Source organism: Thalassotalea agarivorans, assembly GCF_030295955.1.
GTDB classification, from domain to species: Bacteria; Pseudomonadota; Gammaproteobacteria; order Enterobacterales; family Alteromonadaceae; genus Thalassotalea_D; species Thalassotalea_D agarivorans.
Genome location: NZ_AP027363.1, coordinates 233490 through 258298, shown reverse-complemented (window position 1 = coordinate 258298; position 24809 = coordinate 233490). Strand labels below are relative to the sequence as shown.

At 41.1% G+C, this 24809-nt stretch carries 21 protein-coding genes; 15 read left to right on the top strand and 6 right to left on the bottom strand.

From position 1 onward, the window contains the following. Nucleotides 1–6 precede the first annotated feature (6 nt). Nucleotides 7–927 carry a sulfotransferase family protein gene (locus tag QUD85_RS01140; protein WP_093329128.1) on the top strand — a complete coding sequence of 307 codons (921 nt, stop codon included), beginning with the start codon at nt 7–9 and terminating at the stop codon, nt 925–927. A gap of 93 nt (nt 928–1020) precedes the next feature. Then, a complete protein-coding gene (locus QUD85_RS01135; protein WP_093329130.1) occupies nt 1021–2352 on the top strand; it encodes an O-antigen ligase family protein in 1332 nt (443 codons plus the stop codon). Between the two features lie 38 nt (nt 2353–2390). Here the strand turns inward: QUD85_RS01135 and QUD85_RS01130 are convergent, their stop codons facing one another. Genes QUD85_RS01130 through QUD85_RS01120 form a run of 3 tightly spaced genes read right to left on the bottom strand, consistent with a single transcriptional unit; the run spans nt 2391 to nt 5725 of the window. Continuing rightward, nucleotides 2391–3308, bottom strand: coding sequence for a sulfotransferase family protein (locus QUD85_RS01130; RefSeq protein ID WP_281241759.1), 918 nt, complete (start codon nt 3306–3308; stop codon nt 2391–2393). 27 nt (nt 3309–3335) lie between these two features. Continuing rightward, nucleotides 3336–4775, bottom strand: a complete 1440-nt coding sequence (locus QUD85_RS01125; protein WP_093329133.1) for a lipopolysaccharide biosynthesis protein — start codon at nt 4773–4775, stop codon at nt 3336–3338. Then, complete coding sequence (locus QUD85_RS01120) at nt 4772–5725, bottom strand: glycosyltransferase family 2 protein (RefSeq protein ID WP_093329134.1); 954 nt, start codon at nt 5723–5725, stop codon at nt 4772–4774. The genes QUD85_RS01125 and QUD85_RS01120 overlap by 4 nt, the downstream gene beginning before the upstream one ends. Before the next feature lie 149 nt (nt 5726–5874). Between QUD85_RS01120 and QUD85_RS01115 the strand changes: the two genes are divergently transcribed. The 8 genes from QUD85_RS01115 (at nt 5875) to QUD85_RS01080 (ending at nt 14061) form a co-directional block, all read left to right on the top strand. Then, the gene (locus QUD85_RS01115; RefSeq protein WP_245732105.1) at nt 5875–7224 is read left to right on the top strand and encodes a phenylacetate--CoA ligase family protein; all 1350 of its coding nucleotides are present in this window, start codon (nt 5875–5877) and stop codon (nt 7222–7224) included. Then, on the top strand, nt 7214–8335 hold the full coding sequence (locus QUD85_RS01110) for a glycosyltransferase (RefSeq protein ID WP_093329136.1): 1122 nt from the start codon (nt 7214–7216) through the stop codon (nt 8333–8335). The genes QUD85_RS01115 and QUD85_RS01110 overlap by 11 nt, the downstream gene beginning before the upstream one ends. An 89-nt stretch (nt 8336–8424) precedes the next feature. Beyond that, nucleotides 8425–9072 carry a polysaccharide deacetylase family protein gene (locus QUD85_RS01105; RefSeq protein ID WP_093329138.1) on the top strand — a complete coding sequence of 216 codons (648 nt, stop codon included), beginning with the start codon at nt 8425–8427 and terminating at the stop codon, nt 9070–9072. Continuing rightward, nucleotides 9069–10250 (top strand): glycosyltransferase family 4 protein, encoded by a 1182-nt coding sequence (locus tag QUD85_RS01100; protein ID WP_093329139.1) that lies wholly within the window; start codon nt 9069–9071, stop codon nt 10248–10250. Before QUD85_RS01105 ends, QUD85_RS01100 begins: the two co-directional genes overlap by 4 nt. Next, nucleotides 10247–10753, top strand: a complete 507-nt coding sequence (locus QUD85_RS01095; RefSeq protein ID WP_245732106.1) for a serine O-acetyltransferase — start codon at nt 10247–10249, stop codon at nt 10751–10753. The genes QUD85_RS01100 and QUD85_RS01095 overlap by 4 nt, the downstream gene beginning before the upstream one ends. Next, complete coding sequence (locus tag QUD85_RS01090; protein ID WP_093329141.1) at nt 10753–11901, top strand: glycosyltransferase family 2 protein; 1149 nt, start codon at nt 10753–10755, stop codon at nt 11899–11901. Before QUD85_RS01095 ends, QUD85_RS01090 begins: the two co-directional genes overlap by 1 nt. Next, the gene (locus QUD85_RS01085) at nt 11880–13085 is read left to right on the top strand and encodes a hypothetical protein (protein WP_245732107.1); all 1206 of its coding nucleotides are present in this window, start codon (nt 11880–11882) and stop codon (nt 13083–13085) included. Before QUD85_RS01090 ends, QUD85_RS01085 begins: the two co-directional genes overlap by 22 nt. Beyond that, the gene (locus QUD85_RS01080; protein ID WP_177168882.1) at nt 13069–14061 is read left to right on the top strand and encodes a polysaccharide deacetylase family protein; all 993 of its coding nucleotides are present in this window, start codon (nt 13069–13071) and stop codon (nt 14059–14061) included. Before QUD85_RS01085 ends, QUD85_RS01080 begins: the two co-directional genes overlap by 17 nt. On the opposite strand, the gene QUD85_RS01075 is transcribed toward QUD85_RS01080, so the two are convergent. Continuing rightward, on the bottom strand, nt 14058–15461 hold the full coding sequence (locus QUD85_RS01075) for a TIGR03013 family XrtA/PEP-CTERM system glycosyltransferase (RefSeq protein WP_093329144.1): 1404 nt from the start codon (nt 15459–15461) through the stop codon (nt 14058–14060). The two genes, QUD85_RS01080 and QUD85_RS01075, sit on opposite strands and share 4 nt — an antisense overlap. A 164-nt stretch (nt 15462–15625) precedes the next feature. On the opposite strand from QUD85_RS01075, the gene QUD85_RS01070 reads away from it, so the two are divergent. The 5 genes from QUD85_RS01070 to QUD85_RS01050 are packed head-to-tail and all read left to right on the top strand — an operon-like array spanning nt 15626 to nt 21327. Further along, on the top strand, nt 15626–16258 hold the full coding sequence (locus tag QUD85_RS01070; RefSeq protein WP_093329436.1) for an XrtA/PEP-CTERM system exopolysaccharide export protein: 633 nt from the start codon (nt 15626–15628) through the stop codon (nt 16256–16258). 19 nt (nt 16259–16277) lie between these two features. Beyond that, nucleotides 16278–17849 (top strand): XrtA system polysaccharide chain length determinant, encoded by a 1572-nt coding sequence (locus QUD85_RS01065; protein ID WP_093329145.1) that lies wholly within the window; start codon nt 16278–16280, stop codon nt 17847–17849. Between the two features lie 15 nt (nt 17850–17864). Then, entirely contained in the window at nt 17865–18749 is an 885-nt protein-coding gene (locus tag QUD85_RS01060) for an XrtA-associated tyrosine autokinase (RefSeq protein ID WP_093329147.1), read from the top strand. Beyond that, on the top strand, nt 18727–20301 hold the full coding sequence (locus QUD85_RS01055) for a TIGR03016 family PEP-CTERM system-associated outer membrane protein (RefSeq protein ID WP_093329148.1): 1575 nt from the start codon (nt 18727–18729) through the stop codon (nt 20299–20301). The genes QUD85_RS01060 and QUD85_RS01055 overlap by 23 nt, the downstream gene beginning before the upstream one ends. After that, entirely contained in the window at nt 20302–21327 is a 1026-nt protein-coding gene (locus tag QUD85_RS01050; RefSeq protein ID WP_093329150.1) for an XrtA/PEP-CTERM system-associated ATPase, read from the top strand. Between the two features lie 23 nt (nt 21328–21350). Here the strand turns inward: QUD85_RS01050 and prsR are convergent, their stop codons facing one another. Both prsR and prsK read right to left on the bottom strand, forming a co-directional pair. After that, nucleotides 21351–22715, bottom strand: a complete 1365-nt coding sequence (gene prsR, locus QUD85_RS01045) for a PEP-CTERM-box response regulator transcription factor (protein ID WP_093329151.1) — start codon at nt 22713–22715, stop codon at nt 21351–21353. Then, nucleotides 22715–24751: an XrtA/PEP-CTERM system histidine kinase PrsK gene (prsK, locus tag QUD85_RS01040; protein WP_093329153.1), complete on the bottom strand. Its 2037-nt coding sequence runs from the start codon at nt 24749–24751 to the stop codon at nt 22715–22717. Before prsK ends, prsR begins: the two co-directional genes overlap by 1 nt. Nucleotides 24752–24809 lie beyond the last annotated feature (58 nt).

The following is a 24809-nucleotide window of genomic DNA, read 5'->3' as shown; positions in this document are numbered from 1 at the left end:
ATTGGCATGAAAAGCATCGTTCATTCTTTATTTGGTCATGCACATATCTGGCAAAAACATAAAAGATATAAATATTTACCAAATGATTTGTTTAGTGCACTAAACGCATTTCAAGCTAATGCTTCCATAGACATTCACAAATCCACTCATAAACCTTTACTTATCTTGTCCGCCGGTTGGCGTTCTGGCAGTACCTTGCTTCAACGTGCGTTAACTTCAGGTGATGATTATTTAATTTGGGGTGAGCCCTATGGCGACTTTGGCCTATTGGAATCACTTACTCTACCGTTAACAAAGTTCAATGAAGAGTTTCCACGTAAAAGTCATTTAATCGGCAATATAGATAAGCAACAACCATTATCGCAACAATGGATTGCCAATCTCTATCCTCAAGTAGACGACTTGAAAAATGCCTATACCGCCTACTTTGAGGCGTTATTCCAGGCACCTGCTGAGAGTCAAGGGTACACCGAATTCGGTATAAAAGAGATAAGACTCGATGCGCAATTTGCGCAATTCTTTAAATGGCTGTTCCCTGAAGCGAAAATCGTATTTTTGGTGCGAAATCCTATTGACGCATTTAGCTCTTATAGTCAGTTTAAATCATGGTATATCACCAGACCTGAACGCCCTGTTTTTACTGCTCGTGCGTTCGCTAAACATTGGGCGCGACTAGCAAATTCTTTTTCCGACCATTGTGAGCAACTCGATGCAACCATTATCAAATATGAAGACTTATACCAAGGCAGTCCAGCGCTAACACAGTTAGGCGAAAAACTGGAACTTAACATCAACAATGACGCCTTTAAAAAGAAAATTGAAGCCAATAAAACCCCAACTACCCAAAGGCGTATCAACTGGCTAGACAAAGCGATTCTAAAATATCATTTAAAAAAACTGGCACGTAGTTTTAATTATTCACTATAAAAGCCTTATTGTTTTGTGTGTTTTATGTACAAAAACCGTAAATTAACTGTTACTTTATAGTTTTGACGATTAACGGGTATTTTTTCGGCGACCATGGAAGAAATAAGAAGAAGACCAATAGCGGTGCCTAAGGAACGAGACGCAACATTAGCGTTTTTTTTCTTGGTGCTGTATACCATCTCTGTGCTTATACGACCGCACGAATTTAGTATAGAAACATCTAACTATATCTTTATAAAAGTCTTTGCAATTCTTTCTTTTTTACTTGCTCTAGTGTCGCTCCGACCGATTCAATTGGGCAGCCAGCATATATACTTTTTGGTTTTTCCCGTTTTGATTATTGTCTCTGGATTCCTAAATGGATGGGGTATGGGTGGCATAGATCAGGCAGAACGATTTTTTATCTCGTCGCTTATCCCTTTCTTTCTATTTAGTAACTTAACTCGCACAGCAAACCGCCAGCACATTTTGTTTTACGTCTGCATTAGCGCGGCTTTGATTATGGTGCTGAATGGTCATAATCAGCAACAATCGTTTGATGGAAGGTTTGGTTATGGGATAGGTGGTTCGCTAACAGTTGCAGGTGAAGAAATGCGAATTACCTATTTGGGTTTTTTTGGAGACCCTAATGACTTAGGTATGTTTTTAGTGATGAATGTCCCCATAGCATTCTATTTTTTAAAACGCGGCAATGCCTTTTCAAAGTTGTTTTTTATTGGCGTATTAGCAGCACTAGTCTACGGCATCTATATGACTGGGTCTCGGGGCACTTTGCTTGGCATATTTGGACTCTGTGCCATCTATTTTCTGGTCAATAATGCCGGCGCAAAATTTGTACTTTTTAGCGTAATAATGGCGCCATTGGTAGCAACGTTATTAGCTAGTTTTGGTGGGCTGACGTCTGCTGATTCTTCAGCAATGGGTCGATTGGATGCGTGGTATGACGGCATTCATATGCTTTTAGGCAACCCGATATTAGGTGTCGGTATGAGCAATTTTATGGACTTACACGGTAAAGTTGCGCATAACTCATACATTCACGTCGCCGCCGAATTAGGAATTATTGGCTATTCAATTTGGGGCGGCGCATTGATGCTTAATATGATTGCCGGTTATGTGCTGATCAAAAAGTTCGAAAAACGTGGGCAAGATGAACAAAGCGACATATCCACACAAGAATTAGGTATTAATAAAACACTCTTTTTTAGCATGGTAGGGTTTATGATCACCGCCTTTTTCCTAAGCCGGCAATTTACCCTGTTGATGTTCATTTTTCTTGGTATGCAGACAGCGAGCAATTACCGTATTGTCAAATTATCTCCCGAGCTCAGCTATTTGATGAGCTTTAAGCAATTTGCATACTGCGCGATGTATAGTTGGGTTGCCATCATAATGGTTTATATTGCGCTTAAAATAGGATTATAAATCGTCATATATAAGGTTAATGAAAAGCCATTATAAGTTTAAGGTTTGTTTTTTCTCAGTCGCTTTTCAAGTGCTCTAAGCGGCCAGGTGATTTTCCACCAAACACTTTCATAGGCTTCTAGAAAGCACTGCCTGTAATAAATTTCTTCTTGCTTTAATCTATGGCAATGGGCTCGCATTAACACGTTTTCGTGCTCTATGATGGCGCTATATTGCGCTGCGATATTAGTTACCTGTTGAAAATCGATGACATCTTGCAAAAGTGTCTGGTACAGGGCCGTAGCAATTTTACCTATCTCAGTATCGCTCTCTACTAGGCTACTATTATGACGAAGAGACTTTTCAATAAAGTCTGACGCGCCAGCAGACCCTGATAAATCAAACGCTTTTGTAATATCGGCCAGCACTTGTTCTGGATTCGCTATTAACTGATTGAAATCCACAACAATATGCTTTGCTGACCTTATAGTTAAAATACTACTCAAGGTATAGTTAATCCAAAGCCTCAAGCTATGCTCTATCAGAAAACCATCGCGTTTCTCTAATGACATTGCCACTTCCATTGGGTTTCTCAGCATTAGTAGGTAATGCGGGGTGATGGCATTGTTTGAAAAAATGTTATGCCAAAAAGCTAGATGTAACGAAGTACGCGGATCTTTCATTCCCCATAAATCATGACCTTGATATTCACTGCGCAATAAGTCACTTGCTACGTTTTCATAAGAAGCATAAACGGGGTCAATTGATTCACTTTGCTCAATGGCATAAGGGTCATCCCATGCTTGTACCTTTGCATCAAACAGCACATCATTAAACTCAACGATTTTAGCATTTTCAAAAAAGCCTTTTTCATTAACACCTTTTTGTGGGCCATATAAATGCTTACCCATAAATATACCTAGCCTATCCAACAATCCAGATATCGCCGAGGTTCCACTCCGATGCATTCCTACCACAATTATCGCTTTTGACACGCTTTCTCCCTACGTTGTTTTAAGCAAAGACTTTAATTCTTTTATAGACGCTTTGTGCACAAAAAATAAGGTAAGTACATATACTATGCCCCCTGCTGCGACCTGCACAATCAAACTTGTTATGTTGATACCAGTAAAAGCCTGTTTTGCAGCAAACACAAAAACAAGCATGAGAATTCCGGCAGAAATAGGCGGCAACATACTCTTTAGAAATTGCTTAATTGTTATATTGAATAGCCCGCAATTTCTACCTACCACCACAACATATATCAATGGGTAACTTACTGCCCAGGCAATCGCGATACCTATTGCGCCCATATCAGAAAACGCGACAATGCCAACAAATAAAATGGGAATTGAAATCAATGCGTTAATAAGCATATGTCTCGCATTTCCAATACCTTTTATCGCAGGGTTAAATAGTTCATCACTGAATCGTAGTGGCATAATAAAAAGAACTATCATAGCTGGCATTACGGCACCTACCCACTTTTCACCAAGGATAAGCGGAATCACCACATCAACAACCGAAGCAAGTCCCCAAAAAATAGGAACGGTTGCCAAAAAGCTTAAACGCTGCGCTTTTAATATGTAATGGTTTACGCGGGCTTTGTTGTCTTGAATTTTTGAAAAGGCAGGAAACGCCACTTGTCGAAGTAGCGGTAATATCTTTTTCTGTGGCATCAGCGCAAATTGCAAGCCAACGGCAAAAAGCCCAACTTCCATGGGTGATAAAATGCGACCTGCAATCATGATATCCATGTGTAAAAACACATAAAACAAAATGGCATTAAGCGTTAGTAAACCGCCAAATTTAATCATGGGTAGAATTGGCTTTAGCTTAAAATCAGGTAGCAACCATAGTGGTTTTACTGCAAACACCAATACGGTTTTTACAACAACCAGGACGATTTCACCCCAGATGATTGACCAAAATCCGTACCCCATCAATGCCAATGCAAGAGTCACCAACGTCGCAAACACTGTGGCGATAGCGGTAATGATGGCAAGCTTTTTAAAATCCATCTCTCGGTACATTAATGCTGCAGGAATGACTTGAAATATAAGAATCAAAAAACACCAAGCATTGAGTGAGAGAATATCGGCGACATTGCTAGATTGATAGTATCTCCCAACGGCGTCGGCCAAAGACAACTGCACAATGAAAAAGGTACAGTAGACGAGAATTATTGCGCCAAAGAGTTTCTTTAGTGTATGCGTGGACAGTTCTTTAGCTTGAATAATACTTGGCGTTATAAACGAACCTAGCATCAAGGTGAAGAAGCCAAATAGCACATCTGCCATGGCAACTTCGCCATAATCTTCTGGTGTTAATAAGCGAATAACCCAAAACGTAATAATCCAACGGATCAACTGTGTTGCAGCTTTACCTAGCGCTACCCACTTTATTGAATGTAAGACCTGTTGTTTAAGATTATCTTGTGTCACGCAAAGCTGCTCTTCTTGTTAGCTTTGGCATAACGAAATAAGCGTTGTACAGTTTGCCAAAAAATATCGGGGATATATCGATACATTAGGCCTTTGCTTAGTGAGGAAAATGAAGGTTGTTGGCGATGTGCTTTGAGCAAGGTATCACCCGCCAACGAAAATTGTGATGTGTTGATGTAAGACCGTGCATAGCGAGTATGAATTGAGGCCATTATTTGTGGCCATGCTACATTAGCTGTGTGCAGAGCAAATTCGGCTTTTATTTTTTCCAAACATACGATCTCTGCATGATGCATTTTTTCATCAAGCATTGAGTAGTTGTCGCCATGAAAAATATGTTTTGCTACCACTGTCTCAACAAAATCAACTTCACTGACTAAGGCTAGTTTAAGCCACAAATGCCAATCATCCACTCCCATTAAAGCGGGATCTGGGTCAAACATTCCTACTTGTTTGATTAAATCTGTGCGCGCCACAGCGCTGCAACAACTAATTTGATTTTCTTCAATAAGAGAACTAAAAATTTTACCGCGATGTTTACGCTTAAAATTAGGCTGGTAGGTTTTATTTGTCGCGGTATAAAAATTTTCGCTACCACCGTGAACAAGTCCTATGGATGCCTTCGAAAACAAGGGCATTTGCTGTGTTAGTTTGTCTTGATACCAGAGATCGTCTTGGTCGCAAAAAGCAACATAGGCGCCAGTACAATGCGTGATCCCATAGTTTCGTGCATCGGCGACGCCACCGTTTGCTTTGTCTAACACAACTATTCTATCGTCACGCTGAGCAAGGCGATGCAATAACGCTAAGCTTGCATCTTTGGAACCATCGTTGACCAAAATCACTTCAATGTTGGTGTAACTTTGTTGCAATATGCTGTCCAGCGTATTCTCAATGTATTGCTCACCGTTATACACCGGAATGATCACTGAAACCTTTGCTTCCTTCATACCTAACAACAACCTTAGTGAAGTGTTAATAAATTATTAATATAGAAATACTTATAATGCTATTGCAGAAACTTATCAATGATTAAATAATGTACTCATAGTGTTTAACTATTCACCATAGCGACAATCAAAAAAATAATTGGACTAAGATGGCTGCAATATACTCTGGTTTGTTTAAACATGTATTACTCCCCACCTACGCGAAGTTGCGCGGTAAACCCTTGCCTAAAATGGTAGCGGAGTACAATAGTCATTTAACTTGGTCACCAGAACAAATTAAAGCCCACCAATGGCAGTATCTGTCGTTATTGCTTGAACACGCTTTTACCCACAGTACTTTTTATAGAAGCCTTTGGCAGAAAGCAGGCGTCGAATCGGCTAAAGATATCACCGACTTTAATGCTTTCACCTCGCTGCCTATTATCTCGAAAGAAGATATCAGCGCGCATTATGAGCAAGTAAGAGCACATGGATTTAAAGACAACATCGTCAAAGCAACCGGAGGATCCACGGGTATTCCATTTAAGTTTGAATTAGATGTCGAAAGCAACCTAAGGCGCGAAGCGGTGATGTGGCGTGGGTACCAACAACTAGGCGCGGGCTTAGGAGAAAAAACCTTGTTCTTATGGGGAGCAAACATTGGCGAGGTATCCAAAGCGCGACAACTAAAAGAAATCCTTTACCACCGCTTTTATCATCGCAAAATGTTAAATACTTTTACTTTGAGCGAGCAAAATGCAGATGAATTTATTAATCAGATTAACCAATATAAGCCAAGTGCAATTGTAGGTTATGTCCAGCCCACTTATTTGCTGGCTCGCTATATTTTGCAACACGATATCCGCATCCATCGACCCCTTGCAGTACTTACCGGCGCTGAAGCACTGCACGATTTTCAGCGGGATACAATAGAAAAAGCATTTGGGTGCAATACTTACAATACCTTTGGCTGCAGAGAATTTATGCTCATTGCCTCAGAGTGCAACAGCCACAAAAGCCTGCACATAAATAGCGACCATTTGGTTGTAGAAACCGTCGATAACTCAGGTCAACCTATCTCGGGACAGTCGGGCGATCTCGTTATCACCGATTTGTTCAACTATGGTATGCCGCTAATTCGCTATAAAAACGGTGATTGTGCAACACTATCGAATAAACAGTGCGAGTGTGGCAATCCATTCCCTATTATGGAAAGTGTCGATGGTCGTCAATTAGATGTCATCAAAACTCGCTCGGGTAAAACGATACCAGGCGAATTATTTCCACACCTTTTTAAGGAATTTAGTGGCATTGTTAAATTCCAAGTTAAACAAACTTCATTAAATTATATCGATATACTGCTTGTAACTAATAAGCAATTTAAGGCCGAAGAAGCTGACGTAATAAAACGTGAAATCAATCGTTATAGTAACGACGAACTAGAATTAAACCTCGTGTTTGTTGAAGATATTCCATTAACGCCAAGCGGCAAACATAGAGTAACCATTTGTGAAGTCTAATAACAAAGTCATTATTCTAACTAATTTGTATCCGTCGCCGTGGGAGCCCAACAGAGCGACGTTTAACAAACAACAGTTTGACGCCTTATCTCAGTATAAAGAATTGCACTATTTAGTGCCTGTGCCTTTTCTGCAGTGGTTTAAAAAGCGCAAACAAATCAAGCAAACCACGCATTTGCGTTATGCACCGTTTTTTTATGTCCCTGGCACAGGGCGTCGATTTAACGGCATTTTTATGACGTTATCTCTTTTGTTTCATAGTGGAAGATGGATTAAAGCTTCGCAAGCAGACACCTTGCTAGCCTGTTGGGCATATCCTGATGGCGTCGCAGGACAAAAGTTAGCACATCATTTTAAGCTTAATTATTTCTTAAAGATTCACGGCTCTGACATACATATTCATGGTCTGCACCCCAGTCGCTCCGCTCAAATCAAGCAGGCAGCTAATAAAGCGTCAGGAATCGTGTCTGTGTCCAATGAACTTAAACAATCACTAGCAGAACTAGGCGTAGAAGCGAATAAAATAAGCGTGTTGTACAATGGCGTAAATCATGCGCTATTCCAGCCCAAATATCAGCGCCCTTGTGATTTTGAGTACATCATCTTTGTCGGCAACTTGAAACACGACAAAGGTATTATCGAATATGCCACCGCATTTGATCAGTTTGCAGCATCCAACGCTCAGTTGCATTGTGTAGTGATTGGCGATGGACCTGACGCGGGAGAACTGAGAAGGTTTGTCGACACTCTACAACATCGCGATAGGTTTCATATACTTGGCTCGCTTGAACATCACCAAATTGCGCCGTGGGTGCAACATGCAAAATGCCTTTGCTTACCGAGCTACCATGAGGGTGTGCCAAATGTACTACTCGAGAGTATGGCAATTGGAACCCCTGTAATATCAACGTTGGTTGGCGGCATTCCAGAAGTTGTCCTACAAAATGAAACAGGGTTACTGATTAAACCGCAAAATAGCGTGCAACTCCTTGCTGCCCTTGACCAGGCACTATCGATAGAATGGAACCAAGAAGCGATTAGAAAACATGCTGAAAAGTTTTGTTGGCAATCTAACGCCAAGCAATTGCAGGAATTGATAAGCACTCGCTAAATATTTGGCTAGATTGGTATAAATCGCTTTGCATGCGTTAATATTTTGTTAAACTGAAAGTATAAAAATCAAACAATAAAGATGTATTAATGGTTAAGATGTCCTCTATAGTAAATAGAGTTATAGGGAAAGTTTGTCGCCTTCATCCCAATATGGTGTCGCACATCAGGACGTCTGAACGCGTGCTTTTTTTGACCTTTGATGATGGGCCAACGCCTCAGGTTACCGACACATTGTTAGACTTGCTCGAACAATTCGACGCGAAAGCAACGTTTTTTGTTATAGCCAAGGAGGCTACTCGTCACCCAGAGGTTATTGCTAAAATTATAGCCGCAGGCCACACCTTAGGAAACCATTCATTACAACATGAAAACTTTCAAACGCTTAGCCGTGCAGAACAAGCTAACGATGTGTTGCAATCCCAAACAACCTTATCGGGTTTATGTCAATCACCCTGTAAATACTTTAGGGCGCCTCAGGGAAAATGGACCTTTTCTTTGATTTCTTTGCTAAAACAACATGCCTTGACAGGGATACATTGGTCAAAAGATTCAAATGATTTCAAAACGACCTCTTTTGAAAAATTAACACGTTCGTTAATTGATGCTGAAATGAAGAATGGTGAAATTTTGTTGTTTCATGACGACAGTGAAAAAAGTATCAATATGTTAAAAACATTACTGCCTCATTGGCAGAAACAAGGCTTTCGTTTCGCTGCAATAGAGGGCTATGTATGAAGGTGCTTTATCACCATAGAACTCGTGGTCGCGGCGCAGAGGGTGTGCATATAAAAGGGATAGTCAAAGGGTTTGAAAAACTTGGCCATGACGTGCAAGTGCTTTCTATGCCCGGTGCTGAACCAGAACAAACCAAAACAGTGAAGACAACCCAGCCAAGCAACAACAAACGTTCAATCGTTGGTTCGCTTACGTCGATTACTAAGTATTTCCCAGAATTTTTATTTGAAGTATTTGAATTGGCTTATAACCTTTTGGCACTGTTGCGCGTTAGAAAGGCGTTAAAAGATACAGAAAGTGAATTGGTCTATGAGCGCTATTCTCTTTTTATGTTTGCCAGTATTTGGTATGCCAAAAGAAAGGGTATCCCGATCTTACTGGAGATAAACGATTCCTGTTTAGTACAAAGAGTGCGTAAGCTAACGTTTAAGTCGCTCGCAAGAAAATTAGAAAAATGGTGTTTTCAAAATGCTTCCGGACTAATTTTTATATCGACACACTTTAAAGAGCTGGCGATTGCTCAATATGGCGATATTGCCAATTCTGTGGTGTCGCCCAACGCTGCCGATTTGTCGCAATTTAGTTTAATGCCTGAAGAAGCAAAGTCGGTGCGAGAACAACTTAATATAGACGACAAGATCGTCCTTGGATATGTCGGAGCTTTTGTACATTGGCATGGAATTGACTGGTTTATCGATAAAGTTGCGGACAAAGTAAAAGACTTTCCTAACTTAGTATTATTGCTCATTGGTGACGGTGTTTGTTTTAACGCCATTAAAGCTCGAATTGAGCAAGCTGAGGCGAGTGAACAAATTATTTTAACGGGGCGCTTAGCGCATGACGACGTGCCTCGATATATAGCCGCTATGGACTTTGGAATTTTGCCTGATTCAAACGACTATGGGTCTCCCATGAAATTGTTTGAATTTATGGCAATGGAAAAAGCAATGGTAGTACCTGATTTTGGTCCCATCAAAGAGGTAGTTGCTGATGGTGAAACGGGTTGGCTGTTCAAGGCCAATGACAAAGACGCTTGCGTTGAGAAAACATTGTCATTGATGGAAGACAAAGCGAGTATAGTCAAAGTAGGTAAACAAGCGCGTCAATACATAGAAGAACAGCGCCAATGGACTAATAATGTAGAAGATGCTTTAGCTTTATTGGAGCAAAATGAATGATTTGGACAGATTTAAAACGCAAACAAGCTATTTACATGGCAGACGGTTCAAACGCCAGTATGTTGCGAATATTTATGTCAGACGGTACATCAGCGATGTGTTTATATCGAACGATGCGGTTTTTTAAACAAATCAAATTATCGCCAGTTGCTTACTTAGTTGCTTGGCTAAACAAGTTTTTAAATGGCTGCGTCATTGGCATAAATGCTCATTTCGACGAAGGCTTCGTCATTATGCATCCTAATGGCGTTATCATTAATTCAAAGGTACAAGGCGGTAAAAATGTTACGCTTGAAAGCGGTGTCGTTATTGGCGACAACAGAGGTCGCTCACCCACATTACAGGATAATGTTTTTGTCGGCTCTGGCGCCAAAATAATCGGTGAAGTTATTATAGAAAACAATGTTGATATTGGTGCAAACGCTGTCGTTACCAAAGATGCACCAGCTCGCAGTGTTATGCTAGGTATTCCTGCAGTAGCCAAGTTAAAGGATAAACAGTAATGGAAACGCTTTTGTGGCTGTCCATTGGTTTACTGGTATACAGTTACTTACTATATCCGTTTGTATTATTGGTTTGCAGTAAGCTCTTTAACAAGAGCAAAACATGGTGTAAAAACGCACAACATTTGCCTGATATTACCGTCATTATTTCTGCATTCAATGAACAATCTTGCATAGCAGACAGAATCAAAAATCTAAATCACATAGACTACCCACAGCATAAAATTAAACTGCTTGTCGGCTCCGATGGCAGCACAGATGATACCAATGAAATATTACTAGCGCTTGCCAAAACCACTGAAAATTTACAGGTCGAATTGTTCTCTCAAAACAGAGGGAAGATGAGCGTACTCAATGATCTCATTGCTAAAGCCACTACCGATATAGTGGTCATGAGCGACGCTAATACTGAGTTTGCTGAAGATGCGTTAATAGAATTGACACAACCTTTTGTTGATGAAAATATCGGTGCAGTTTGTGGAGAGCTTGTACTATATAACGCTGGCTGTGAACGCAACCAAGATGACAAGTATTGGCAATACGAGCGCTTTTTAAAGAAACACGAATCTAATTTGAATGCGCTACTTGGAGCCAATGGCGCAATCTATGCTTTTAGAAAAGCGCTTTACGTGCCGCTTGCCCACGACACCATTGTTGATGATTTTCAAATCGCCCTGCACGTTCGCAAACAAAAACAAGTTGTCGTTTATCAACAACGAGCCTTAGCCTTTGAAGAAATTGCGCCAGATTTGAGTGCGGAAGGACAACGCAGAGTGCGTATTGGGCGTGGTAACTACCAAGCGTTTTTTCGTATGCCCTGGTTACTCAACCCTGCAAATGGTTTTCTTTTTTTCAGCTATGTCAGTCATAAGGTGCTGCGCTGGTTTGCACCACATTTAATGCTTATTGCAATTGTCACAAACGTATTGCTCGCTACAACGCCTTTTTACGTTGCGCTGTTAGCGCTACAAGTGCTGTTTTATGTGCTTGCGTTTATCGGTATCAATCTGCCGACACACAGCATAGCTAAGCAACCAATCATAAAAATAATCGCCTTTTTCACCGCGATGAATGTATCGTTGCTCAAGGGCTTTATTCAATATTTTACAACAAAGAGCAGTGGCGCATGGCAAAGGACAGTACGATGATCAGTGTGCTTATTTTAGGGTGTTTGTTATTACTTGGCTTGGTCGTGTTCATTATTCGTAAAAAACACATTCATTTGTGGCTATCACATTACCTAAAACGCAAACTGTTCAAGAAAAAGGTACCTAACAACACCACCAAACATGTCCTTTTTTGTTTTGTTGACCACTATGAGCCGCAATGGGGTAAAGATATTTCGCTGGAACAAGAACGTTTTAGAGTAGATCAATGGCACCAGCTATACCCTAAAGTTGCTGGCCAATTTAAAGATAGCGACGGATGTTATCCCAAGCACTCATTTTTCTATCCAGAAGAAGAGTACAGAGAAGAGCATTTAAATAAAATTGCGCACCTTTGTCAGCAAGGATTTGGCGAGATAGAAGTGCATTTGCATCATGACAACGACACCCATGAAAACCTTACCAACACCCTAAATAGTTTTACCGAACTATTGCACGAAAAACATGGTGCTTTCGTGCGCCATGAAGAAACAAACAAGCTTCAATATGCGTTTATCCATGGCAATTGGTGCCTCAACAACAGTCGACCTGATGGGCGTATGTGTGGCGTTGATGATGAACTAATTGTGTTAAAAAATACAGGATGTTTTGTCGATATGACATTTCCGTCCGCGCCGAGCGATACACAGCCGGCTTTTGCCAACGAAATATACTATGCGACAGATACTCCAGGACAGCCAAAATCACATGATAAAGGCGTTTCAGTAAAAGCAGGTAAACCTGCATCTGGCGATTTAATGTTGATCACAGGTCCCTTAGGATTAAATTGGAAACGTCGTAAGAAAGGTGTTTTTCCACAAATAGAAAATAGTGATGTACGCACCAGTATGCCACCGACCAAAGATAGGATTGATCTTTGGGTGAATAGCGGTATTAGCGTGGCCGGTAAAGAAGAGTGGATTTTCATCAAAGTGCACACACATGGAACACAAGAAGTTGATATGCCAACATTGTTAGGGCAACCATTTGCGGACATGTGCCAATATTTAGATGACAAGTACAATGACGGCAAAGACTATTTGTTGCATTATGTCTCTGCAAGAGAAATGTATAACATCGCAAAAGCTGCCGAAGCAAATGAACAGGGTAACCCTCATCTGTACAGGGATTATGTCGTTGCAGCGCCGACCTATAAGTACAAGGAAGACAATGAGCAAAGCGATTAAACTATTAGCAAAAACGCCTTTTTTGTGGGCTTGTCGGCCAAAAGGACTATATGTGTTTAATTATCATCGCATCGGTGATCCATCAAGCACACCTTTTGACCCAAATGTGTTTAGTTGCGATGTTGAAACGTTTGATAAACACCTTAGTTTTTATGAGAAACACTTTACCTTACTAACGTTAGAGCAGTTGCAGCAGAAGTTGCAAACCCAATCGCTAGAAGATGATAGATATGCCTGTATCACCTTTGACGACGGCTACATTGACAATTATCAATCCGCTTTTCCATTATTAAACGCACGTGGTATACCAGCAAGTTTCTTCGTAGCAACTGATTTTATCGCTCAAAATACTGTACCTTGGTGGGACGAAATTGCGTATTTAGTGAAAGCTTGCCTTGCAAATAGTATCGATTTGTCGTCGCTACTTAAGATCTCGTCCTTAGTCATTGACGACCCCTCCTTGTGTATCAAACAAGTACTAAACAGTGTTAAGCATGACGATTCCACTACTTTAGAAAACGTTCTAGAGACCCTGCGAAACGCGGTTAACAGTGCTAATAGCCTAGAACAAGTCAAACAAGCACCACTGTTTATGGATTGGACTATGTTGGCTGAGATGCAAACAGCTGGTATGGAAATCGGCTCACAAACTCGCACTCATCGTATTTTGGCGCAGTTAGATAAATCAGAGCAATCTGAAGAAATTTCACACGCATTAGCAGAAATAGATGCTCACTTACCTGTGAATCAACGATTCTTTGCTTACCCGGTAGGTGGTAAAGACAGTTTTAATCAGGACACAATTTCCCTGTTACAGCACCATGGCTATCCTTTTGCCTTCAGTTTTATGGGGGGCATTAATAAAAACGACTGCGATGTCTTTCAGCTTAGACGCTTTTCAGTAGACGGTAATTGCTCAACCACGGCACTTAAAAAACGTGTATTAGAAGCATCTATTGCGCTCTTTTTAGCTTAGCGCCCTTTACCAAATACAACCACTTCAGCAGTGCGGATTAATATCAGTAAATCTAGCGTAAAACTGCGATGCTTAATGTAATACAAATCAAATTTTAATTTTTCCATGGCATCTTCAGTAGTTGCACCATACGGGTATTTTAGCTGTGCCCAACCGGTTAGACCCGGTTTTACATTGTGTCGCTCATTGTAATATGGAATTTCATCGACTAACGTTTCAACGAATTCAGGGCGTTCTGGTCGAGGGCCGACAAAGCCCATATCACCGCGCATAACATTGTAGATTTGTGGTAATTCATCAACACGATATTTTCGAATAAACGCACCCACTTTGGTGGTGCGGTCATCATCAGTTTTAGCCCATTTCACACCATCTTTCTCCGCGTCTTCACGCATGCTGCGAAACTTCACTATTTTAAATAGTTTGCCATTTAGCCCCACCCTAACTTGATGATAAAACACGGATGCCGAGGGGCCTTCTTCCAGTTTTATCGCCAGCACCGTGAGTAACATGAACGGCCAAGTAAATAACAACAAGACGAAGGCCATGCTGGCATTAAAGACCCAATCTAGGGCATTTCGTAGATAGTTGGGCGAGGCAAACCCTGACGAGTAAATCACCCAACTTGGATAAATCAAATTGACCGCTATTTGTCCGGTTTCTCTTTCAATAAAGTCGAGGATATCGGTAATTTCAATGCCACGAACTTTACAAGCAAAAAGCTCTTCTATCGGGAGGTTGTTTCTGCGTTCATCGCTAGCGATGACAATCTCATTGATTTCATTTTCGAGCGCATAATGCACGATAGATAGATCACTTGATAGTTTGTGTTCATTTACGATACCGCCGTCCATATCACCTTCCATGGGTACAAAACCGAGTAGGCTGAAACCTTGTCTATCGACTTTGCGGCGCATACGTTTTTCAATAATTGACGCTCGTTCACCCGCCCCAAGCACAACCACACGGCGCTTTTGAAAACCAAAGAGTGCGGTCTTCTGCGCAATATAACGCAGTACTAAAATGCCGAGAAACGCTAAAAAGGACGCGAGCGCAATAAGCTCTATGGCTATTTGATACCAACTAAACAATAAGGCAAAGGAAAACAATATTGAAAAGCCGATCGCAAAAGAAATAACTTCTCTTTGCACTAATCGGACAAAATTATCTCTAATCTTTGAGTTGTACAGACCTAATGACAGGGCGGTAAGTAGGTGACAAAAGCCAAAAATCAATGCGTGAACAAAAAGTTGGCTCAAAAGTAACTGTTTTTGATCAACAAAATTGAATTGGTCGTTAAGAAACAAGGCAAGAGCTAAGGCACCGATAAGTATGAAAAATTCGACTAATAACAGTGATCTACTCGCTGTGGATAAATCCTTAAACTTCTTTTCTTGCATCCTTTTATCCCTTTTTATAAAAATAATTTAACAGATCGTTAACTAACCTGTATAAATAAAATACTATAAGTGTTTAAAATAAGTGCAAGTTTTTTGAAATTTTTGCGAAATAAATATAGATTTGAATAAGAGTTGTTCAAAAAATGTATAAAAAAGGTAATGCCATGGATAATAAAGCACTGACTAAAGTGTTGTCTGTAGTGAGTTTTGTCTCATTTATGTTGTTGGGGTGTAGCTCAAATCCGCTTCCAACTGCCACACTGCACCCTTCTGACACCAAAGAAATAACATCATACAAATACCTCATTGGCGCGGGAGATGTCGTCAATATTTTTGTATGGCGTAACCCTGAAGTATCAGGCACATTCGTGGTGCGTCCAGATGGCATGATAACAACCTCATTGGTTGAGGACATTCCTGCATCAGGAAAAACACCTACAGAACTAGCACGTTCGATAGAAGGTATCTTAGCTACTTATCTTCGTGACCCAGTTGTCACTGTTACGGTAAATAACTTTGTTGGACCATTTAGCGAACAGATCAGAGTGATAGGTGAAGCAACCAACCCACGCTTTGTTAACTACAAAAAGAACATGACCTTACTCGATGTTATGATTCAGGTCGGTGGATTAACGGAATTTGCCGACGGCAATGATGCAGTGCTTGTGCGCATAGAAGACGGCAATCAAGTGCAGTATGACGTGTTTATTGATGACCTAATTCGAAATGGAGATATCACCGCCAATGTAGATGTTCTGCCTGGCGATATCATTGTTATTCCTGAAACTTGGTTTTAAACGGTAGTTAGAGGTCGTAATGCAGGAACTAATTCAACAGCTTGTTGATTACTCAAAGGGACTTTGGATCAAAAGGCGCTATATCATTATAGCGACATGGCTCATTTGTCCTATCGGTTGGGCATTTATTGCTAATCTTGATGACGTATATGAATCAGAAGCACGTATCTATGTAGATACACAAAGTATTCTGGGACCTTTGCTTAAAGGTATTACCGTACAAACAGATACCGATTCACAAATCAGGTTAATGATTCGAACGTTAAAAAGTAGGCCAAATCTAGAGCGAATTGCTCGCATGACTGACCTCGATATTCAAACCACGTCGGAACAACAATTTGATCAACTGATTGATGATCTTAAAGATGATATCGAAATCCAAAAAGTGGGCGGTCGTAACGAAAACATTTTTACTGTGACCTACCGACATAAAGATCCAGATATAGCCAAAAATGTTGTCCAAAGTGCACTCAGCGTATTTATAGAGAACACCTTAGGAGAGAATCGTTCTGATTCTGATGAAGCTCAGAAGTTTCTTAACGCGCAAATTAAAGAGTACGAACAACGCCTAGTTGCTGCAGAAGCACGTTTAACAGATTTCAAACAGAAGAATGCCGATGTCTTGCCAAATCAATACGGTGGCTACTATGACAAACTCAATATTGCTAAAGAACAACTCAAAGCAATTAATCTGAATTTAAGAGAAACTGAGTCGCAGTTGGAGAATGCTAAAGCACAACTTTATGCTGCGCCAGATGAAATCAAAAGCGGTCAAAGTAAGATAAAACATCAAAATGCCATTGCTACTACCTACGATGACCGTATTGCTGAACTAGAAGCGAATCTAGACGCGTTGTTGTTACGTTACACCGATCGTCACCCTGACGTGAAAGAGGTAAAACGCAGACTCGCTGATTTAAACAGACTGCGTGACCAAGAAATACAAGCCTATTTAGATGTAAATAGTGGTGGCACAGACGCTCGTTCTAAGCTTTCGCAAAACCCTGTCATTCAAAGTTTGCAAATACAAGTTAATCAGTTAGAAAGCCAGGTAGCATCGATAAGAGTAAGGCGAGATGAATACCAAGGACAAGTCGATGACCTTGAGGAAAAAATTCATATTTTGCCGGAAATTGAAGCTGAGCTAACAGCGCTTAACCGCGGTTATGAAATCACCAAAGGCAAGTATGAAGAGCTGTTGTCACGAAAAGAGACGGCGCAAATTGCAAAACAAGCAGACCAATCAACCAGTAAAATTGAATTTAGGGTAATTGACCCACCTAGAAAACCAAACAAACCTGCAGGCCCTAAAAGAATATTGTTTGCCACTGGCGTACTTATCTTTGGTTTTGGTACAGGGATTGGTTTAGCCTTGTTGGTATCACAAATCAACCCAGTGGTGACCTCTGCCCATCAATTAACCGCAAATACTGGTATACCAGTGTTTGGTTCTGTGTCTGCTACAGAAAGTCTTGGGCTGATTAAAAGTCACAGAAGAAGAACCTGGGGATTTGTTATTTCCAACGTGCTGTTGTTTATCCTGCTGATTGGCTTTTTAACAGTGTTTAGCATTCCTGGCTTATTGTCGTAACGAAAAGAGATTTACATGAGTACAATTGAAAAAGCGCTAGCGAAACAGAAAGCGGCACAAGCGAAAGCTACTGCAGAGCAGCCGCAAGTTACAGAGCAAGAAGCACCTGCAGCGTCAACACCTGTTGCAACAACGCAGCCGATAGAAGAAGCGGCGACCGCCAGCGGCAATCTAACTGTGTGTGTTGACACGGAATCGATGAATGAGCGTGGTTACTTGATTGACGAAGGTAATCGCAAAAACATTAAAGAAGAATTTAGACAAATAAAACGCAAAGTTTTAAACAATGCCTTTGGTCGCATTGGGCAAACGCTCGACAACAGTAACTTAGTGATGGTGTCTAGCAGTAAGCCTAATGAGGGGAAAACCTTTGTATCTATTAATTTGGCACTAAGTATCGCATTAGAGCAGGATAAAACAGTTTTACTAGTTGACGCTGACGTGTTGCGACCAAGTATCAATAGAGAATTAGGTGTACCAGATACAGAAGGGTTGATGGAGTACTTGCTGCACGAAAAAAATGATATCGGTGAGGTAATATACAACACCAATATAGATAATTTTAAGCTCATACCTTCGGGTAAGGTGCATCACCTGTCCAATGAGTTATTGGCTAGTGAACGCATGAAATCGTTAGCCAAAGAGCTAGCAAAGCGATATCCGGATAGACTCGTTATCTTTGATTGTCCACCTATTGTTGGTATCACAGAAACGGTTGTGCTATCTGAACACGTGGGGCAAGCAATTATTGTCGTTGAAGAGTCTAAAACTCAACTCGCCAACATTACGGAAGCTACTGAACAGTTAAGTGAAGAGTTAGCTATAGGGTTCGTTATCAATAAATCGGTAAGGTCGCACAAGGATAAATACGGCTATTATGGGTACGGCTATTACAAATAAATACCTTTTAAAAATAATAATAATAATTTCTAGTGTTTTTAGCTGCAGCACCTTAGGGCAAGAATGGCGATTCACACCGGGAGTTACGTTAGACGAAACGTGGACCGACAATGTTGAGCTCACGCGCTACAATCGTACCCAAAGTTTAGTGGGCCAATACGGTGTTACTTTACAAGAAACCTATCAAAGTCAGGATATTGAGTTTAACTTTAATTCTCACAGTATCTATGCCACCTATAGTCACGACAGTGATTTAAATGACGATTATCATACCGGCAATGTCGATGGCAGCATTTTGCTTTGGCCACAAGGGATTCGTTTATTTGGTGATGCCAGCGTGTCCTTTCAATCTCGTAACCAGTTTAGAAATGCATTGGCAGATTTAGTAAGTGGCGATTTAGTTCAGCGCGTGTCTTATTCAGGTGGCGCCTCCTACGATATTTTTAATCGCCATACAGAAACCACTCTATCGGCTATTTATTCAAACACAGAATATGAAGATGATATCGGCAACAGCGAGCGTGTGCAGGTCGACCTATCCACACAAAATGGCAGCGGCGCGCGTATGTTATTTTGGCAGGTTAACGGCTCATTCAATACCCAACAAGATGGTGACCGAGACGGTGAATATTATGTTGTTGAAGCCAAAGTAGGCTTAATTACAAATATAGATTTAGTGCCGTTCGTGCGTTATTTTGACGAAGACTCAAAAGGTAATATTAATAATGGATTGGCATTAGGAAGCCAGGCGGCGGGCGCTGGTCTGCGCTGGTTGGTAACACCACGCTGGTACATAGATGCGAGTTACAACACGCCACTAAACGCAGATGATCCACAGCAAGATGATTTTTGGGATATCAGCACAGCATGGCAACCGACAAGACGCACCGAAATGGAAGCCAGTTACTCACAACGCTTTTATGGTAAAGCATATGGCTTATCGATTAGGCACCGCAACAAACGTTTAACTAATAGTATTTCTTACACAGAGCAAATTGAAGCGTTCACTCGAGATAACTATGTTGTAACAGCAAGCGGATTTTATTGGTGTCCGCAAGATACAGTCGAACCTGCCGACTGCTACCTACAAGAAGATGAAACCATTAATCCAGAAAACTACACCCTTACTCAACTAAACAATTATGAGCCTGTAGTGGACTATCAATACTCACTCAATAGGCGCTTAACAGCTACCTCAGAGTTAGCGCTACGCCGCACACGTATTACACTCACAGCACAAGCTAATGATCGAGAAGCCCTTGCCTCCGGGCAAGAAGACGTCTATGGCAGTATATCGCTGTCAATTTCACGCGACTTGTCGGAAGATACCCGCATCAGACTAACGGGAAGTGCTAATTTGCAATACCTTGCTTATCAAACAGAATCTGAGACAAGTAACCGTTATTTTCGCTCTGAATTAGCCTATGAAAAGGACTTAGCTGAAGAACTAAACATTACCATTGGCGCTAATCACCTCAATCGACTTTCAACCGACGAGTTGTATATTTACCAGGAAAATCGTATATTTTTTAGGCTAAACAAGGAATTTTAAATGTATCAGAGTTATTTTGGCCTTAAAGAAAAACCGTTTCAGTTAAGCCCTGATCCGAAGTTTTTCTTTGCATCAAATCATCACAAGCGAGCACTCAGCTACCTGCAATACGGATTAGATCAAGGTGAAGGCTTTATTGTGATCACAGGGCCAATTGGCACAGGGAAGACCACAATTGCGAAAAGCTTGCTACAAAATATCGAAGACGACAATATCGTCGCTATTCAAATTGTTACCTCAAACTTAACACCAGAAGCACTGTTAAAACTGATTGCTTCTGAATTAGGCGCTTTTTTCTCGAGCGACAACAAAGCAGATATTCTCAAAGGTATAGAAGACTTTTTGTCGACCTTACATAGCCAAGGTAAACGCGCGCTCTTAATTGTCGACGAAGCACAAAACTTGCCCGCTGAAACCATTGAAGAACTGCGTATGCTGTCAAACTTTCAAAAAGAAGCTAAGCCATTACTACAAAGCTTTCTGCTTGGACAAGAAGAATTAAAAGACATTATTCAAAAGCCTAACATGGAGCAATTTAGGCAACGCATAATTGCTTCTGCCCATTTGAAACCTTTGTCAGAAGATGATGTGAAACAATATGTAAATCATCGTCTTGCACATGCAGGTTGCAAGTTTGAACAACTATTTACCGATGATGCATTGCGTATTGTTCATGAAAAAACAGGCGGTGTGCCGCGTAAAATCAATATTTTTGTTGATAGATTATTGTTGTTTACCTTTCTCGAAGAGCTCACCACTATAGACACTGAGCAAGTGGAAACGGTGGCGCAAGAAATGGACGTAGAGCTTACAGGTTCTATAAACCAGCATCAAACCATTGACGATAACAATGCGGTAGCTCATCACGCAAGTAGTGCACAAATTTTACAAGAGCTTGAATCTTTGCTCGACGATACCATTGCAGAAAAGACGCAAACGCTTAGGTACGTCGATAAATTGCTGAAACAAAAAAATCGGGAGCTTGCAGAAGCCAATATCAATTTAGCTAAAAATGCCGACGGTTAAGTCGGCATTTTGTTTACGGTGATTTAATTCACCGACTCTTCATTAATCACTAACTCGTATTTTTCAATCAACGAATATAAGGTTGGTCGAGTAATACCCAGTAGCTCCGCGGTTTTCGACATATTACCTTGTGCCAATGCATAGGCTCTGTATATTGCACTGCTTTCAGCTTTTTCACGCACTTCACGTAAGTTCAATGGCATTTCTTCTATGCTGTCATCTACACGATACAATAGCCCGAGATCAATCGGAGAAACTTGGCTTGTGGTAGCAAGCACAACGCTACTTTTAACTTTATTCTGCAGTTCCCTGATGTTACCTGGCCATTTATATTGTTTTAACGCCGACTTTGCTTCCTGTGAAAACGACTTCGCTTGACTCTTGTACTGTTGAGAGTAACGCGTTAAAAAATATTGAGCGAGAATTACAACATCCTCACCGCGATCTCTTAATGGCGGTATCATGATCGGAATTTCGCTGACACGATAATACAAGTCCTCCCTAAAGGTTTTTTCAGCAACCATGCTTGATAAGTCTTGATTGGTTGCACAAACAACACGAACATCAACTTGAATTTCTTGCCTACCACCGAGACGTTCTATTTTCTTTTCCTGCAAAAAGCGTAACAATTTAGCTTGCAAATTAAACGGCATATCGCCAATTTCATCGAGAAATAAGGTGCCACCCTCAGCGCACTCAATTTTTCCCTTTGTGGTTTTATGTGCGCCGGTAAACGCGCCTTTTTCAAAGCCAAACAACTCACTCTCTAGCAAAGTATCGGGAATCGATGCACAGTTTATCGCGATAAATGGTTTGTTCTTGCGGTCACTCAACTTGTGAATCGCGTTAGCAGCTACTTCTTTCCCTGTACCGCTTTCTCCCAACAACAACGCCGTAATCTCAGTTGGAGCGATGCGTTCAATCATGCTTCGCAAGTTATCAATTGTTTCACTCGAGCCAATAATTCCGCTATCTAAACCGGCAATATCGACCAATCGCTGATTCTCTCGCTCTAGTTGCGCCAATGTAAATGCGCGTGAGACAATGACATTGATAACGTCAGAATCAATCGGTTTTTGATAAAAATCATAGGCCCCTTTTGCAATGGCTTGCAGGGCATGGGTTTTGTCGTCTGAACCGGTTACCACAATCACCTTTGTGCTTGGCGATATTCTCAAAATTTCTTCGAGCGCCAGCAGTCCTTCTGAGGCGTTTGCCTCATCAGGTGGTAATCCCAAATCTAAAGTAACGACAGCAGGCTCATGACGCCGCACCGCCGCAATAGCGCTATTGCGATCATCTGCAAGAACCACTTTGTAGTCAGCAAAACTCCATTTAAGTTGCTTCTGAATACCCTTGTCATCGTCCACGATTAATAACGTTTCCATTAGGCTTCCTTCACCTCAAGTTGTTCAAAGATCACAGTAAATGTTGTACCTACACCTTCTTGGCTATCTACGTGAATCTTCCCATTTAGACTTTCAACAAATTGTTTCGCCTCAAAAACACCAATGCCCATGCCTGCATTCCCCTTAGTCGTGTCGAAGGGTTTAAATAGCCGCGTATCTATAAATTGCTGGGACATTCCAGTGCCTGAGTCTTTAATTTGAATCTGTACTTTTTTATTATCTACTTTTAACTCTAGATAGACTTTATCGTTTTCGCTACTTGCTTCCTGCGCATTTTGTACCAAGTGATTAATCACGGCATCAAATTGCTCTTCATCAAGCTCCATACCTATTGAAGCAGTTGCGCTGTATATGATTTCTGGCTTATTAACGCTGCGCCGAGCGGCAACCTTGCTAAGTATCGCCGACACGTCTACCCACTTAGCGCCCGCATTGTGTTGGCGGCGATTACGAAGCTGCCCTAGCACCTTACCTAACCTAAGCGATGCAGCGTCTATTGTGTCGAATACATCTTCAATAAACTCAGGGTTGGTGCCATGTTTCTCTTTGTTGGCCGAAATCAACGACAATTGCGCTTGGATGTTTTTCAAATCATGCACTAAAAACGCAGACATTTGGTTAAAGGCTTCAAACTGCTTGCCCTGAGCTAATTGCTCGTTGGCCAGGTTAAGCGAAATAAACTGCCCTAGTTGTTTTGTCACTGCATTAAGAAAGTCTCTATCTTCCCAATTTAATACTTCTCTGCTTTCTTTTCCTGAAGCAACAAATAAACCTATCATGGTAGACTCTGAAAAAATCGGTAACACAGCCTTTACGCTATGAAGCTTCATTAGGTCTACATCTATGCTCAGTTGTTGGTAATGGCTGGGATTGATTTCATATTCGTCAATATCTACTAGCCAATGTGTTTGCTGACAAAAGCGCCCTATTGCCTCAAAATTATCAACGAGAGTCGCTTCACAGTTTAAATTACTGCTATAAACCACTTTGTACTCGTTGCCACTTACCAGTAGCAAGCAGCCACCACTTAGGTTTAGTTTTTGCTTAATAAAATCAGTGGCAACTTGGTAGTAAGATTGTCCCGTCGCCTTTTCGAGTTCGGCAATAAGTGCTAACCACTCTTCTCGATACTCGTATTTGTTCGCAAAAAAGTGCTTAGCGATAAGCACCTTTATACGTCTTCGAAACGACTCTGTGACAAGTAAAACAGCCAATACCATGGCGCCCAATGCCAAGAATGAGATGCTAATTAAATCGCCCCATTCTCCACCAAAGTAATTGATCAGGTAACCCGAAAAAGCCATGAGCAACAGGTAAAGCCCAGCGATCAGCAGCATTGAACTGTAAAAGACAACCTGACGGGACACAAAGATTCTGATTTCACCGCGCTTAACACGACGCAAGCTAATCAGTAAAAGTGGCAATGACGCTATCGCGATTAATCCGCGTGCATACCAAAACGCAAAATCGACACTACTCACCATCGACGCCTGTGCATACATAACAAAATCAAAAACAGTCAAGGCACCAAGGCCAATAATTAACGGCCAGAGTGACCAGCGACTAGCGCCATCCGAGTTTCTAAAGAGTTGCTCTAGAAGTACCAACAACCAAAGATTTAAACCAACGTAGAGTAGATAAAAATAAGTATTGTGCAGTTGATCGAAAGCAACGCCGGCCACTATGAAGAAGAAGCCGCCAAAGGATAAGGCTAAGTAAGTAATCGTGCGTTTAGCGCGCAATAACTGACGAAGTGAATGGCATTCCATGCTAAACGCGTATAGCAGTAGACTCCAACTAATAATACGGAGCGTATCTACCATGATGGCAACGGGCAAGGGGAGTAATTGATTAGATTGAAAAGCGGCAGACGCAAAGCCAAGTGTTGCGCACAGCGCGGCATAAAGCATTAACCTTACCTGCAATACCTGACTTCTTGCCGATAAAATTAAAATACTTAAAATAAAAAAACCAAACGCCGCAACGCCATAACCAAAAAGGCCAATAACTTCCATTTAACAGCAAACACCTTCACATTATTATTTTAAAAATGAACCTAACTCGTTGTTTGTA